A 13,746-nucleotide genomic window follows, 5' to 3' on the forward strand; every position below is an offset into this window, starting at 1 on the left:
TCTACCGGGCCTATCCTTGATTCATGAGTTCAACAAGGATCGAGGATAAGCATCATGGGTAAACGTCACCCCAACCTTCCCGCCTGGCAATGGCGTGCGTACCCGAACAATCACCAACACCCGACCAACCTGGTGTTGCACCTGATTGCCGTGCCACTGTTCATTGTCGCCTTCCTGCTGATCGCCTGCGGGGTATTCGGCCTGAACCTGGCGAATTTCGCCATCGGCGTCATCGGTGTGATTGCCGCCTTGGGTCTGCAACGTCACGGCCATACCCTGGAGGCGCAAGCCTCCGAGCCATTCAGTGATCGCAAAGATGCGGTTTCACGCTTGCTGGTCGAGCAGTTCCTGACCTTCCCGCGATACGTCCTCAGCGGCGGCTGGTGGCGCGCCTGGCGCGAGCGCCACCGTCGTCATTGATCAGCCGAACACCGTCACCGTCTGCCGGCTCATGGCAATCAACCGCCCCTCCACATCCCACAGCTTCGCCGCGGCATGGCCGTAGCCGTCGGCGGCATGCTCGGTTTCAACCAGGTATTTGCACCAGTCCAGGGTGCTTAGTGCCAGCAATGGCTGGACGAATTCGATGGTCCAGGTCAGCGTGCTGCCCATCGCCGGCTTCTTCAGAAACGGCATCAGGGCCGGTGGCCAGGCATCCACCAGCGCCAGGATGTGCGCTTCGGTGACCGACTCCTCCTTCACATCACCCCGCAAGCGCACCCAGCCGCCCATTTGACGCGATGTATTGCCGCTGAATGGCAACCCGCCAACACTCCAGCGCATTGCCAGGTGCTGCATGAATTGCGGGAGCACGCCCTCGATGAAAGGCAGTTCCTGACAGTCGTCCCAATGCTTCATCTCTGGCGCCGGCAACGCTTGCACCGCCACTTCCGATGGACGCGAGGCGCCGAAGCTGCCCTGAACCAGCGTGACGACCTGCCCCCTCTGCATCGCGCGGCCCAACACCTGGCTGACCGCCTTGCCCTCGCGCAATACATCAACTTCAAAACTGACCGGCACGTCGGGTTCGACCGGGCCGACAAAGGTGATTGCCAGTGAGCGCACCGGCCGGTCCGCTGGCACCTTGGCGCGCATGGCTTCGTACTGCAAGGCAGCCACCAGGCCGCCGAAACTGGCTCGGCCTTGCGCCCATCCGGGCGGGATCGACAGTTCCAGTGGTTGACGGCGAACAGCGTCGAGCAAATCGCAAAAGCGCATGAAGACCTCAAGGCAGGAAACGGATGAAGGAATCTTAACCAGCTCACTGGGGCTGTACAGTGCCTATTCCGGTCAAATTGACTGACAGATAAGCCGCCTGCGCCTGTGTAGGAGCTGCCGCAGGCTGCGATCTTTTGATTTTAAAAACAAAGATCAAAAGATCGCAGCCTGCGGCAGCTCCTACGGGGTCGTGGTGGGTTCAGGATTTGAAACAGGCCTTGCTGAGTTTTTCCAGCACCCGGTCGGCACGCTGTTCGGCCTTGGCCATGGTGGCTTGCCAAACGGCGACACAAGGCTGCAAATCCGCTTCCTGCTCGGCCATCGCCAGCCATTGCACACAGTCGTGCCAGTCCCCCAAGGCCCCTTGGGCAGATTTCAGTCGGGGCATGGCGGCCTTGGGCAGGCGATCCAGTTCGGGGTAAGCGTCGATGCCATAACGTACGCGCTTGATCAGCAAGCGCAAACGATGGCGGTCATGGGCCGGATCGTGCAAGGCGGTGTCGAGTTTCTTCCACTGTTTGCCCAGGCGTTTTTCGATGCGCTTGTCCAGCCCCTTGAGCAAACCCTGGCGCTGAGCAGCGCGCAGGAATCGCGGAAAGGCATCGAGGATCAACAGCAGCTGCTTAAACTCCGTACTGGTCGCCACCGCAGGATAAGCCTTGGCCATTTGCACCATGCGCCGCTGCGCGGCTTGCACTTGATCGTTTTCGAGCAAGTAGGCAGCCAACACCTCACGATCACGCAATGGCGTGGTCAAGTCGCCAACTTCGGACGCCGCCGCTTCCAGCTGCTCGACTCCGGGCAACCCGCGCAACGGCCGCAGCAGGCTGCGCAACCGGCGCACCGTGGTACGCAACTCGTGCAATGCCTCAGGATCGGTGTGGGCACTCAAGCGTGCCTGACAGGCCAATAGACGAATTTCCAAGCCTAAGACCCGGGCCACCAACCTATCGATCATGGTTTACTCCGTAAACGGCTGTAAGCTGCAAGCTGCAAGCGAACCGACTTGTGGCTTGCAGCTTATAACTTATAGCTGCTTTCCAGCCTATCTCCCCGCGCGCGACTCACGAATATAGAAACGCGCCTTTTCGGCCTTCTTCGCGCATCCCTCGAAGCCTTCGAATTGTTGCTGGGTCTTGGCTGCGGTCAGCAGCGATAAAGCCTTGGAGTAGCTGACGGTTCCGGCGAAACCTTCGGCCTTTGCCAGGTCCAACTCACGCCAGGCGGCATCGAGCTGGCTGCCGCAGCTGTCGCGATAAGCGGTTTTGCCGGCACAACCGGCCAGCGCCAGGGCAATCAGTGGCACACAGATCCAGGCTTTCATTTCTTACACCTCTAAAATAGGTAAACAGTCATGCAGGTAGGACGGTCTGGCGGACAAAAAGTGCCGTCCGTCGGCAACGTTAACCCAACGGGGAGAGAATACCCATCCGCCGCCATGGAGTGTCGAAAAAACGACCCATTCACGCGGCCGAACGACCTGTCGATTGAAGCGCCCCCCTCGTTGGGTGCATTGTTGAACGATTCAAACGAGGGCGATCAATGAAAAAGCGTGTCGCACTGGTGTTGGGCTCGGGTGGAGCCCGGGGCTATGCCCATATAGGCGTCATCCAGGAAATTGAACGGCGAGGCTACGATATCGCCTGTATCGCCGGTTGCTCCATGGGCGCGGTGGTTGGCGGGATCTACGCCGCTGGCAAACTCGATGATTATCGGGACTGGATCGAGAGCCTGGATTACCTCGACGTACTGCGCCTGGTGGACGTCAGTTTTCGCCTCGGGGCCATCCGCGGGGAAAAGGTCTTCGGGCAAATCCGCAAGATCGTTGGCGAAATCAATATCGAAGACCTGCGCATCCCCTATACCGCAGTGGCCACCGACCTGACCAACCAGCAGGAAATCTGGTTCCAGGAGGGCTGCCTGCACCAGGCCATGCGTGCCTCGGCGGCGATTCCCAGTCTGTTTACCCCGGTGATGCAGGGCAATCGCATGCTGGTCGATGGCGGTATCCTCAACCCCTTGCCGATCGTGCCGGTGGTGTCGAGCCATTGCGATCTGATCATCGCGGTCAACCTCAACTCCACCAACCAGCGTCACTACCAGTTACCGGTGATCCAGCGCCCAGCTGCCTTCAAGACCCGCTTTGACAGCCTGATCAGTTCCCTGGGCTCGAAGTTGCCGTTCCGGCGCAAGCAGGCCGAACAATTGCTGCTGCTGGAGAAGGAAGCGTTGATGGCCGAAGCGGCAGAGATCAACCCCTGGGTCGAGTCGGCCGAACCTGAAGCCCAGCAACCCGCGGCCGCGCCTGAACGGGACGGTGCGCCGAAGTCCGCCACCGGGTCGTTCATCATCGACAACGTGGGGCCGGCGTCCCTGCTGGATTTGATCAACCAGAGTTTCGAGGTCATGCAGACCTCCTTGGCGCAATACAAGATTGCCGGGTATCCGCCGGACATCCTGATCAACGTGCCGAAGCGGGTGTGCCGGTTTTTCGAGTTCTACAAGGCGCCGGAGTTGATCGCGCTGGGACGCGAGATTGCGCGCGATACGCTGGATCGGTATGAGAGTGAGCGAGATTCCTGAAACAACGATCGTTCCCACGCTCTGCGTGGGAATGCATCCTGTGACGCTCCGCGTCACGAACTCAATAGCGGACGCGGAGCGTCCATGACGGCGTTCCCACGCAGAGCGTGGGAACGATCATGAGTCGAGTAACCGATACCCCACCCCCGCCTCGGTCACGATGAACCGCGGTTGCATCGGGTCGTCCGCCAGTTTCTGGCGCAGGTGCCCCACCACGATCCGCAAGTAATGCGTGTCTTCAGTATGGGTCGGCCCCCAGATGTCCTTGAGCAGTTGTTGCTGGGTGATGACTCGTCCGGGATGCCGTGCCAGTTGCGCCAGCACTGCGTATTCCTTGCGGGTCAGCGCGACTTCGCTACCATCGAGCGAAACCCGCCGATAGGCCAGGTCCACCGTCAGCGGGCCGAAGGCCAGTGCCGCTTGCTGGGCCTCGCCCACCGGCACCTGGCGCAATAGCGCTCGAATTCGCGCCAGGAATTCCTGGATGCCAAAGGGCTTGGTCACGTAGTCATTGGCACCGCCATCCAGCGCCTCGACTTTCTGCCCTTCACCGGCACGCACCGAGAGCACCAGCACCGGCACTGTCGACCACTCGCGAAACTCACGCAGTACCTGCTGGCCGTCCATGTCCGGCAGGCCGAGGTCGAGCACCAGCAAGTCCGGTTTGTTCAACGCCGCTTGCGCCAGGCCTTCGGTGCCGGTACCGGCCTCCAGCACCTTGTAGCCCTGTGAAGCGAGGCTGATGCGCAGGAATTTACGGATTTGCGGTTCGTCATCGATGACCAGGATGGTCGCGGTCTGGTTCATGGATTCACATCAACACAAAGTAGTGGCAAGAGAGTAACGCAAGCACGATCAGGCTTCACTCTCAAAGCCCGGCTGCGCCTGCAAAGGCAAGTGCAAGGTGATGCAGGTGCCGCGCCCTTCAATACCGTCGGCCACGCTGATCCGCCCGCCATGGGCACCGACCATGCCCTGACAGATCGCCAACCCCAGCCCCGTGCCCTGCCCACCACGGTCGCCGCGAGCGGCGGTGTAGAACATGTCGAAAATCTTCTCCCGCTCCGCTTCCGGAATCCCCGGCCCTTCGTCGCTTACCGAGAAAAACAGCTCCGTGTCATCGGCCCCCGCGCGCACGTGCAGGCGCCCGTGGGACGGCGAGAAACGCGCAGCGTTTTCCATCACGTTGACCAGGGCCTGCTCGATCAGCGCCGCGTGGACGAATAACAGCGGCAGTTGCGCCGGCACTTCGGTGGTGACCTGCAACGGGGCCAATACCGCGCGAAGGCGATTGAGCGCACTGCCGACAATGTCTGCCGGCGATACCCAGTCCCGTGCCAGCTTCAATGCCCCGTGACCGAGGCGGGTCATGTCCAGCAGGTTTTGAATGTAGCGATCGAGGCGTTCGGCTTCGTCGCGGGTGCCTTCCAGCAACTCACGGCGATCCTCCAGGGGAATGGCCTCACCGAGGGCCAGCAGACTATCGATACTGCCGCGCATGGAGGTCAGCGGGGTACGCAAATCATGAGACACCGAGGCCAGCAAGGCACTGCGCAATTGTTCGGTTTCGCCGTGCAGCCGCGCGGCTTCCAGGTCATCGGCCAGTTGTGCTCGGGCCAGCGCCTGGGCCAACGGCTGGCTCAACGCGGTCAACAAACGCCGACGCTGGCCGCTCAAGGCCTGGCCTTCTTTGGCACACACACCGAGCAGCGCCAGCGGCCCCTCCTCCACTGACAATGGCCACCACCACCAACGACCGAACGGCAAGGTCCCGGTGCCCGCGCCCGCCGGCTGGTCGTGCTGCCACGCCCAATCGGCGGCGGCGCGTTCGGCTTCGGTGAACTCCAGCGGGCCACCGATCTCGACTTTCCAGCCGCTCTGGCCGTCGCGATTGAGCAGGCACAGTTGCAGGTCGCTCCAGCCGCTGAGGTGCTGGGCCGCCGCGTTGACCACGGCCTGACGATCGGTGGCAGCGGTGAGTTTGCGCGACAGATCGAGCAGTTCGCTGGTCTCTTCCTGGGTATCACGCAGGGCCTGCAATTGCCGGCGCTGGCGTGCAGCAAGGTTGCCGGTGAGCGCCGCCATCAGCAGGAAAAACAGCAAGGTCAGCACGTCTTCTTCGCGCTGGATGCTGAAGGAAAAATTCGGCGGAATGAACAAAAAATCGTAGGTCAGGAACGACAACGCCGCACAGGCCAGGGCCGGGCCAAGACTGCTGCGCACCGCTACCAGCAACACCGCGGCGAGAAACACCAGCGAGATGTTCGGCAACGGCAGCACACTGGCAACTGCCCAGGCCAGGGCAGTGGCCGACAGCGTCGCCACCACGGCCAGGGCGTAGTCGAACCATACCGGTGCCTGCATCGAACGCTGCCTTGGTTGATGCTGTTGCTGCTCGGTGTCGAGCACGTTGATTTCCAGCCCACGGGCATTACGCAGCAGTCGCGCCGCCAGGCCGCCTCCGAACAATCGACGACGCAGGCGCGGCCGCGACTGGCCGACCAGCACCAGGCTGGCGCGGCGTTCAGCGGCGTGCTGGATCAGGGTTTTGGCGACCTCGCCGGCCCGCAGCAGCACCACTTCACCGCCCAGGCGTTCGGCCAGTTGCTGGGCACTTTGCAGACGCAGCCGCGACTGCTCGTCACGCACGCGGCCATTATCCACATGCACCAGGCTCCACGGCAGATGCCGACGCTGGGCGACGCGGCTGGCGTGACGCACCAGGCGCTCGGCCTGGGCATCGCCATCGACGCCGACCAACAAGCGACCGCGCACCGTCGGCGCCGCTTGCCCCATCTGGCGATAGCCCTGGGTCAGGTCGTTATCGATCTGGGCCGCCGCGGTTTGCATGGCCAGCTCACGCAGCGCCGTGAGGTTGGTCTGGGAGAAATACGCATCGATGGCGGCCCTCGCCTGCTCGGGCACGTAGACCTTGCCGTCGCGCAAACGCTCGAGCAATTCGCGCGGTGGCAAATCGATCAGCAGCAGTTCGTACGCTTCCTGCAAAACCCAGTCGGGCAGGGTTTCGCGCACCTGCACGCCCGTGATGCCACGCACTTTGTCATTCAGGCTTTCCAGATGCTGGACGTTGACCGTGGTGTACACGTCGATGCCCGCGGCGAGCAGTTCCTGGATGTCCTGCCAGCGTTTTTCGTGACGGCTGCCGGGGGCGTTGGTGTGGGCCAGTTCATCCACCAGCACCAGCCTGGGCTTGGCTGCAAGCAGACCGTCGAGGTCCATCTCCTCGAGCTCCACGCCACGGTATGACGAGCGCACCAATGGCATTTGCGGCAATCCGCTGAGCAACGCTTCGGTCTCGAAACGGCCGTGGGTTTCGACCACTCCGGCAATGACTTTCACGCCTTGGCGCAATTGGGTGTGGGCCGCTTGCAACATGGCGTAGGTCTTGCCGACGCCGGGGGCGGCGCCGAGGAATACCTTGAGCCGGCCACGGCCATCACGGGGCAGGTTTGCTAATAGCGCGTCGGCGCGGCCGGAGTCGCTCATGCTTTCAATTCTCTTTATTCAGGTATTCATGTGGTGCCTGGGGGCCGTCTTCGCGAGCAGGCTCGCTCCCACATTTGGAATGCATTCTCCTGTGGGAGATTCTATGGTTGAGGGGAAGCCCTCAACTGGTTTTCGGTTGGTATTCACTCTGCCCCTTCAGCAGGGCGAATACGATACGAGCGAGCTTGCGAGCCAGCATCACCAGGGCTTGAGTGGTGCTGAAACCCCGATTTCTTTGTTCTTGGTAAAACCCTTTCCAGGCTTCGGTTCGACTCGCCGACATAGCCGCATTGTGCAGAAGGCGGCGGGCTTCTGGATCGCCTCGCTTGGTCAAACTCCGGCGACCATCTTTTTGCCCTGATTTTGACACCCGCAAGTCCATTCCAAGAAAGGCGATAAAGGCATCTGCGTTTCGGAAGTCTCCGCGCTGGAACGCCGTGAGCAAGCGCGCGCCAGTCAAAAATCCAACCCCTTCAACTTTCAAGCAACGCTTCAACTGCCCCAGCAAACCGGCTTCTTTCAGCTGATCGTTGATCGTCTTTTCGATCAGCGTCTCAAGCTGCTGCATGGACTTTATTTGCTCGGAAAAAGCAGCCTTCAGCAAGGGCTCATTCGACCAGCTTTGCACTAGGCCGACCCTGGCCTGGACCAAGGCCGCCCGGCGGCGAAAAAGACTCAGGAGTTGGCGATACAGCGGTGTCGGCGGCGTCCATGGGTGAAGTTCTTCATGCTCGTTCTTCAGATAGCGAGCAAGCAGTTTGGCATCCAGTGCATCGGTTTTGGCACGGACCTTCACACCTTCTCGGTAATGTTTGAGCTCATAGCCGCCCACCATGTAAATCACGCAGCCGGCCTCAAAGGCCAGGTCAGCGAACTCCAGGTGGTAGATGTTGGTGGCTTCAATAGCAATAGCCACACTCCCCGGCAAGTCCTTTAACCACTTGTTGATGCTGGTTTTGTTGTTGGGAATCTCTTCAAGCAGGTCCAGTTCGGCGTGATAAATCACCAATTCTTTCTTGGCGACATCCACGCCCACGATCGGCTTTGAAACAGAAACCGGCATTGCCATAGGTTTTCCTCCGGGATAAGGTTTTAAGCACTTGAAGGGCTCACCCAGAGGCGCAGGCTTGTTCCTATCGTCGGTCTAGGCCAGATGCATTCTTTATCGGCGCTTGGGTGAAAGGAGGAGGGGCGAACTCTCCCACAGTCTGTACTGCGTCAACAGTCAGAATCGAGCCTTGTCCCTCCTCCTCCCTTCAAGTCCTACCATACAAGCGAGCCTGCTCGCGAATGGCGTCACCGCCGACTACAGTTTTTCCAGCGCCAGGTTCAACTCAAGCACATTCACGACCGCAGGGCCTACCAATGGCTGCTCGATGTGGGCGTCCAGCAGTTGCTGGAGCGACGCAACCGGCAGGTTGCGCGCCGCCGCAACACGCGCCAGTTGATAGGCAATCGCGGCCGGTGGCAAGTGCGGATCGAGGCCGCTGCCAGAGGTGGTGACCAGCGCCAGCGGTACCGGCCCCTGCCCTGGCACCAGCAGCTTGTTGGCGTCGTCGATCACCCGAGTGGCCAGGGCCGGGTTGCTTGGCGACAGGTTGCTGGCGCTGCTCGATACGGTGGCAAAGGCACCAGCCGATGGCCGCGGGTGGAACCAGGCGTCGCCGACGAAATCCTGGGCAATCAGCGATGAGCCGCGAACCTTGCCGTCGGCATCGCGCACCAGGCTGCCATTGGCCTGATCCGGGAAGGCGACCTGGGCCACGCCGGTGACCACCAGGGGATAGGCGACACCGGTGATAAGGGTCATCAAAACCAGCAGGCTCAGGGCCGGGCGTATCATTGTGGACATTTCAAACTCCTCGAATTCGGTGAACAAGTACCGCGTTCAGTCAGGTACAACGTGTCGTCTTTTTCGCGAGCAGGCTCGCTCCCACAAGGAAACGAGGTGCCTTTGTGGGAGCGAGCCTGCTCGCGAAGGCGGTACGCCTGACACACGGTCAAACCAGATGCAACGCCGTCAACAGCATGTCGATCGCCTTGATGCCCACGAACGGCACCACAATCCCGCCCAGGCCATAGATCAGCAGATTGCGTCGCAGCAACGCCGCCGCGCTCGCCGCCTGCACGCGCACACCGCGTAAAGCCAAGGGAATCAGCACCACGATGATCAGGGCGTTGAACACGATCGCCGAGAGAATCGCGCTCTGCGGGCTGTGCAGCTGCATGACGTTCAACACGCCCAGTTGCGGGTAGATCTCGGCAAACAGCGCCGGCAGGATGGCGAAATACTTGGCCACGTCGTTGGCAATGGAAAAGGTCGTCAGCGCGCCGCGGGTCACCAACAGTTCCTTGCCGATCTGCACCACGTCCAGCAGCTTGGTCGGGTCACTGTCGAGGTCAACCATGTTGGCCGCTTCACGTGCCGCCTGCGTGCCGTCATTCATCGCCATGCCGACGTCCGCCTGGGCCAGGGCCGGGGCGTCATTGGCGCCGTCGCCGCACATGGCAACCAGGCGACCGTCGTTCTGCTCGTGCCGGATGCGCGCCAGTTTTTTCTCCGGCGTGGCTTCGGCCAGCACGTCGTCAACACCCGCTTCGGCGGCGATCGCGGCAGCGGTCAATGGGTTGTCGCCGGTCACCATGACCGTGCGGATCCCCAGCTTGCGCAGCTCGGCAAAACGCTCGCGGATGCCGGGCTTGACCACGTCCTTGAGGTGGATCGCACCGAGCAGTTTGCCGTCGGCGCAGACCAGCAGCGGCGTGCCGCCACTCTGGGCAATCCTGTCGATTTCCCGGGACAACGGCGCGGCCAGGTCGGCTCGCTTCAAGCCGACGAACGCCAGCAGGGAATCCACTGCGCCCTTGCGATACACGCGGCCCTGATAGTCGACACCTGACAGCCGGGTTTCGGCGCTGAACGGTACAGCCGTCAGCAATTCGGCGGCCGGCTCCGTTTGCGGTTGCGTGCCACGCAGGTATTCGACGATGGATTTACCTTCCGCCGTGTCATCGGCCAGAGAGGCCAACAAGGCACCCTCGGCCAGTTCGCTGGCCGTCACGCCTGGAGCGGGAACAACGGCGGCGCAACGACGGTTACCGAAGGTGATGGTGCCGGTCTTGTCCAGCAGCAGGACGTGCACGTCCCCCGCCGCTTCCACCGCGCGACCGGACTTGGCGATCACGTTCAGGCGCACCAGGCGGTCCATGCCGGCGATACCGATGGCCGACAACAAACCGCCAATGGTGGTCGGGATCAGCGTGACCAATAACGCCACCAGGAACACCAGCGGCAGGCTGCCATTGGCAAAGTGGGCGAACGGTTGAAGAGTCACGACCACCAGCAGGAAGATCAGGGTCAGGCCGATCAACAGGATGTCCAGCGCCACTTCGTTCGGGGTTTTCTGGCGCTTGGCGCCTTCGACCAGGGCGATCATGCGATCCAGTGTCGACTCGCCGGGGTTGGCGGTGATCTTCACCAACAGCCAGTCAGACACCAGCCGGGTATTGCCGGTCACCGCCGAGCGGTCGCCGCCGGATTCACGAATCACCGGAGCGGATTCACCGGTGATGGCCGCTTCGTTGACGGCAGCAATCCCTTCAATCACCTCACCGTCACCGGGGATCATCTCCCCCGCTTCGACGCGCACCACATCGCCTTTGCGCAGGCTGGCGGCCGGCACCACTTGAAAGCTGCCGTTGCTGGTTCTGCGCCGGGCGCTCAAGCCTTCGCTACCCGCCTTGAGGCTGTCGGCGCGGGCCTTGCCACGACCTTCGGCCAGGGCCTCGGCGAAGTTGGCGAACAGCACGGTAAACCACAGCCACAGGGCAATCTGTGCGGCGACGAAGGTCGGCACCGCCGTGTCGGGAATGAAGCACAGCACGGTGGTCAGGATCGCCGTCAGTTCGACCACCAGCATCACCGGCGCACGCTGCAATTGTCGCGGATCGAGCTTGACGAAAGCTTGTACCAGCGCTGGGCGCCAGAGGGCCGAGATCGCGGTTCTTGCTTGTTCCGGGGCCTTGGCAGCGACCGGTTTGATTGCGGGCATATTCATCATCTGCTCCTTAGAAGCCCAGGCTTAAATGTTCAGCAATCGGGCCCAACGCCAGCGTCGGCAGGAAGGTCAAGCCACCCACCAGCAAAATGGTCACGGTCAGCAAGGTCACGAACAGCGGGCCGTGGGTCGGGAAGCTGTTCTGGCCAATCGGCGCGGTCTTCTTCATCGCCAGGCTGCCGGCCAGGGCCAGCACCGGCAGGATGTAGCCGAAGCGACCGATCAACATGCCAAGGCCCAGCATCAGGTTGTGGTACGGCGTATTGGCGCCGAAGCCGCCAAATGCCGAACCGTTGTTGGCACTGGCCGAGGTGTAGGCGTAGAGCAACTGACTGAAACCATGGGCGCCGGGGTTGCTCACCGAGGCCACAGGCCCTGGCAGGCTGGCGGCAATGGCACCGAGGACCAGCACGCCGATCGGCATGACCAGCAAGGTCAGCACCAATAGCTGCACCTCTCGGGCTTGCAGTTTCTTGCCGAGGTATTCCGGCGTCCGGCCGATCATCAGGCCGGCAAGGAACACCGCGATCAGCACGTTGAGCAACATGCCATAGAGCCCCGCGCCGACGCCGCCGAAGATCACTTCGCCGACCATCATGTTGACCAGCGCAACCATGCCGCTGAGCGGGTTGAGACTGTCATGCATGCCATTGACCGAACCGTTCGACGCCGCCGTGGTGGTCACCGACCACAGCACCGTGGCGGTGGTACCGAAACGCGCCTCCTTGCCCTCCAGCGGTGCGGTCTGTTCGACGGCGACGTTGGCCAGGGTCGGATTGGGTTGGTATTCAGCCCACAGCGACGTCGCGCCACCGATCAAGAACAGCGCCAGCATGCACGCGATGATCGCGCGGCTCTGACGCAGGTCTTTCACGTAATGGCCAAAGGTGAACACCAGCGCCACCGGGATCAGGATGATCGACGCGACTTCGAACAGGTTGCTCCAGGCCGTCGGGTTCTCGAACGGATGCGCCGAGTTGACGCCAAAGAAGCCACCGCCATTAGTGCCCAGTTGCTTGATCGCAATCTGGCTGGCGGCCGGCCCCAGCGGGATCACTTGATCGATGCCCTGCACGGTCACGGCATTCACATATTGCGCGAAGGTTTGCGGCACGCCCTGCCAGACCAGGTACAGCGCCAGCAGCAGGCACAGCGGCAACAGGCCGTACAGGGTGGCGCGAGTCATGTCGACCCAGAAGTTGCCCAGCGATGCAGTGGATTTGCGACCGATGCCGCGGCACAGCGCAACCAGGACTGCAAGACCGGTAGCGGCGCTGACAAAGTTCTGCACGGTGAGGCCGACCATCTGGCTCAGGTAGCTCAGGGTCGCTTCGCCGCTGTAGGACTGCCAGTTGGTGTTGGTCATGAAGCTGACTGCGGTATTGAACGCTTGCGTCCATTCCTGGCCCGGCAGGTTTTGCGGGTTCAGCGGCAAGTGGTCCTGGAACAGCAGGATCGCGAACAACAGTACAAAACCCGCCAGGTTGAAGGCGAGCAAGGCCAGGGTGTACTTCTGCCAGCTCTGCTCGGCCTGGGGATCGACGCCAGACAGGCGATAACAACCACGTTCGAGTGGACCAAGGATCGGCGTCAGCCAGGTGCGCTGCCCTTCCATGACCTTGTAGTAGAAACGCCCGAGAAACGGTGCGGGGACCAGTACCAGGGCGAAAAACGCCAGGATCAGCCAATAGTCATAACTGTGCATAGCCGCTCCTAGTTGCGGTCCGCGCGCAACAGCGCAACCAACAGATAAATGAACAGTCCCACTGCCAGCAGCAGTGACACTCCGTCCAGAACGCTCATGGAAGTTCTCCGTGTTACGGCGTATTGCCGCGTGTGGAGGTATTGTCGGCAGGGAGGCTGTAAAGGAACGAGACCGAGGGGTGCGGCGGGGCATAAAGAAAGCGTAAAGAGTGGGTTTAGGGCTCCGTTACTGCGTTGTCTTGACGGGCCTCTTCGCGAGCAAGCCCGCTCCCACACTGTTTAGCAGTGTTTGGGAAAACGCATACCCCTGTGGGAGCGAGCCTGCACGCGAAGGGGCATTGCAGACGACACAGGGGTGAACGACACAGAACAGGCATACAATGGAACCAGTGCGAAATCCAATCGCTCAAAGTGGTATGCACGTTCGACAGGCGAAACCCTCGCCCGCCGGCCGGCTTTCAAGGAGGTCCCATGCCCTGGTATGCCTGGTTGATTCTGGTGGTTGCCATTGGCTCTATCGTTGGCGGTTTGATGATGTTGCGCGACACCGCCCACAAGGTTGAGCTGACCGATGAACAGCGCAAACGCGTCGCCGAACGCAATGCGGAAATGGACGCCAAGGAAGCGCAGGACCGCTAGCTGCGAAATCGTCCGAGACCTGTGAGGCATTCGGACG

13 protein-coding genes are annotated in these 13,746 nt (G+C 61.6%); 3 read left to right on the forward strand and 10 right to left on the reverse strand.

Annotated features, from left to right (window positions below):
• Window positions 1-54 precede the first annotated feature (54 nt).
• The gene (locus HGP31_RS23085) at window positions 55-420 is read left to right on the forward strand and encodes a DUF962 domain-containing protein (protein WP_020796123.1); all 366 of its coding nucleotides are present in this window, start codon (window positions 55-57) and stop codon (window positions 418-420) included.
• Here HGP31_RS23085 and HGP31_RS23090 read toward each other — a convergent pair whose 3' ends face one another.
• From HGP31_RS23090 to HGP31_RS23100, 3 genes are all read right to left on the reverse strand, one after another.
• A complete protein-coding gene (locus tag HGP31_RS23090) occupies window positions 421-1,218 on the reverse strand; it encodes an acyl-CoA thioesterase (protein ID WP_020796124.1) in 798 nt (265 codons plus the stop codon).
• A 199-nt stretch (window positions 1,219-1,417) separates the two neighbouring features.
• Window positions 1,418-2,176, reverse strand: coding sequence for a CHAD domain-containing protein (locus HGP31_RS23095; RefSeq protein WP_020796125.1), 759 nt, complete (start codon window positions 2,174-2,176; stop codon window positions 1,418-1,420).
• A gap of 87 nt (window positions 2,177-2,263) precedes the next feature.
• Complete coding sequence (locus HGP31_RS23100; RefSeq protein WP_020796126.1) at window positions 2,264-2,542, reverse strand: hypothetical protein; 279 nt, start codon at window positions 2,540-2,542, stop codon at window positions 2,264-2,266.
• A gap of 218 nt (window positions 2,543-2,760) precedes the next feature.
• Here HGP31_RS23100 and HGP31_RS23105 point away from each other — a divergent pair, with 218 nt between their 5' ends.
• A complete protein-coding gene (locus HGP31_RS23105; protein WP_033042534.1) occupies window positions 2,761-3,801 on the forward strand; it encodes a patatin-like phospholipase family protein in 1,041 nt (346 codons plus the stop codon).
• A 117-nt stretch (window positions 3,802-3,918) separates the two neighbouring features.
• Here the strand turns inward: HGP31_RS23105 and HGP31_RS23110 are convergent, their stop codons facing one another.
• The 7 genes from HGP31_RS23110 to kdpF all read right to left on the reverse strand — a co-directional run bounded on the left by HGP31_RS23110 (window position 3,919) and on the right by kdpF (window position 13,169).
• Entirely contained in the window at window positions 3,919-4,608 is a 690-nt protein-coding gene (locus HGP31_RS23110) for a response regulator (RefSeq protein ID WP_033042097.1), read from the reverse strand.
• Between the two features lie 48 nt (window positions 4,609-4,656).
• Window positions 4,657-7,308 (reverse strand): sensor histidine kinase, encoded by a 2,652-nt coding sequence (locus HGP31_RS23115; protein WP_168758743.1) that lies wholly within the window; start codon window positions 7,306-7,308, stop codon window positions 4,657-4,659.
• A 121-nt stretch (window positions 7,309-7,429) separates the two neighbouring features.
• Complete coding sequence (locus HGP31_RS23120; protein WP_168757207.1) at window positions 7,430-8,377, reverse strand: IS110 family RNA-guided transposase; 948 nt, start codon at window positions 8,375-8,377, stop codon at window positions 7,430-7,432.
• A 237-nt stretch (window positions 8,378-8,614) separates the two neighbouring features.
• Window positions 8,615-9,160 (reverse strand): potassium-transporting ATPase subunit KdpC, encoded by a 546-nt coding sequence (gene kdpC, locus HGP31_RS23125; RefSeq protein WP_168758744.1) that lies wholly within the window; start codon window positions 9,158-9,160, stop codon window positions 8,615-8,617.
• Window positions 9,161-9,308: 148 nt separating this feature from the next.
• Window positions 9,309-11,366 (reverse strand): potassium-transporting ATPase subunit KdpB, encoded by a 2,058-nt coding sequence (gene kdpB / locus HGP31_RS23130; protein WP_168758745.1) that lies wholly within the window; start codon window positions 11,364-11,366, stop codon window positions 9,309-9,311.
• A gap of 10 nt (window positions 11,367-11,376) precedes the next feature.
• Window positions 11,377-13,071 (reverse strand): potassium-transporting ATPase subunit KdpA, encoded by a 1,695-nt coding sequence (gene kdpA, locus HGP31_RS23135; protein WP_020796132.1) that lies wholly within the window; start codon window positions 13,069-13,071, stop codon window positions 11,377-11,379.
• A gap of 8 nt (window positions 13,072-13,079) precedes the next feature.
• Window positions 13,080-13,169, reverse strand: a complete 90-nt coding sequence (gene kdpF / locus HGP31_RS23140) for a K(+)-transporting ATPase subunit F (RefSeq protein WP_007899818.1) — start codon at window positions 13,167-13,169, stop codon at window positions 13,080-13,082.
• A 372-nt stretch (window positions 13,170-13,541) separates the two neighbouring features.
• On the opposite strand from kdpF, the gene HGP31_RS23145 reads away from it, so the two are divergent.
• On the forward strand, window positions 13,542-13,709 hold the full coding sequence (locus HGP31_RS23145) for a DUF2897 family protein (protein WP_020796133.1): 168 nt from the start codon (window positions 13,542-13,544) through the stop codon (window positions 13,707-13,709).
• The last annotated feature ends 37 nt before the right edge of the window (window positions 13,710-13,746 follow it).

The organism is Pseudomonas umsongensis, from assembly GCF_012647205.1.
Taxonomy (GTDB): domain Bacteria; phylum Pseudomonadota; class Gammaproteobacteria; order Pseudomonadales; family Pseudomonadaceae; genus Aquipseudomonas; species Aquipseudomonas umsongensis.

What these genes read in the sequence shown, in the direction of transcription:
- kdpF (WP_007899818.1), bottom strand. Translation starts at nt 13,169, where the DNA reads ATGAGCGTTCTGGACGGAGTGTCACTGCTGCTGGCAGTGGGACTGTTC.
- HGP31_RS23100 (WP_020796126.1), bottom strand. Translation starts at nt 2,542, where the DNA reads ATGAAAGCCTGGATCTGTGTGCCACTGATTGCCCTGGCGCTGGCCGGT.
- HGP31_RS23095 (WP_020796125.1), bottom strand. Translation starts at nt 2,176, where the DNA reads ATGATCGATAGGTTGGTGGCCCGGGTCTTAGGCTTGGAAATTCGTCTA.
- kdpA (WP_020796132.1), bottom strand. Translation starts at nt 13,071, where the DNA reads ATGCACAGTTATGACTATTGGCTGATCCTGGCGTTTTTCGCCCTGGTA.
- HGP31_RS23120 (WP_168757207.1), bottom strand. Translation starts at nt 8,377, where the DNA reads ATGGCAATGCCGGTTTCTGTTTCAAAGCCGATCGTGGGCGTGGATGTC.
- HGP31_RS23145 (WP_020796133.1), top strand. Translation starts at nt 13,542, where the DNA reads ATGCCCTGGTATGCCTGGTTGATTCTGGTGGTTGCCATTGGCTCTATC.
- HGP31_RS23090 (WP_020796124.1), bottom strand. Translation starts at nt 1,218, where the DNA reads ATGCGCTTTTGCGATTTGCTCGACGCTGTTCGCCGTCAACCACTGGAA.
- HGP31_RS23115 (WP_168758743.1), bottom strand. Translation starts at nt 7,308, where the DNA reads ATGAGCGACTCCGGCCGCGCCGACGCGCTATTAGCAAACCTGCCCCGT.
- HGP31_RS23105 (WP_033042534.1), top strand. Translation starts at nt 2,761, where the DNA reads ATGAAAAAGCGTGTCGCACTGGTGTTGGGCTCGGGTGGAGCCCGGGGC.
- HGP31_RS23110 (WP_033042097.1), bottom strand. Translation starts at nt 4,608, where the DNA reads ATGAACCAGACCGCGACCATCCTGGTCATCGATGACGAACCGCAAATC.
- kdpC (WP_168758744.1), bottom strand. Translation starts at nt 9,160, where the DNA reads ATGTCCACAATGATACGCCCGGCCCTGAGCCTGCTGGTTTTGATGACC.
- kdpB (WP_168758745.1), bottom strand. Translation starts at nt 11,366, where the DNA reads ATGAATATGCCCGCAATCAAACCGGTCGCTGCCAAGGCCCCGGAACAA.
- HGP31_RS23085 (WP_020796123.1), top strand. Translation starts at nt 55, where the DNA reads ATGGGTAAACGTCACCCCAACCTTCCCGCCTGGCAATGGCGTGCGTAC.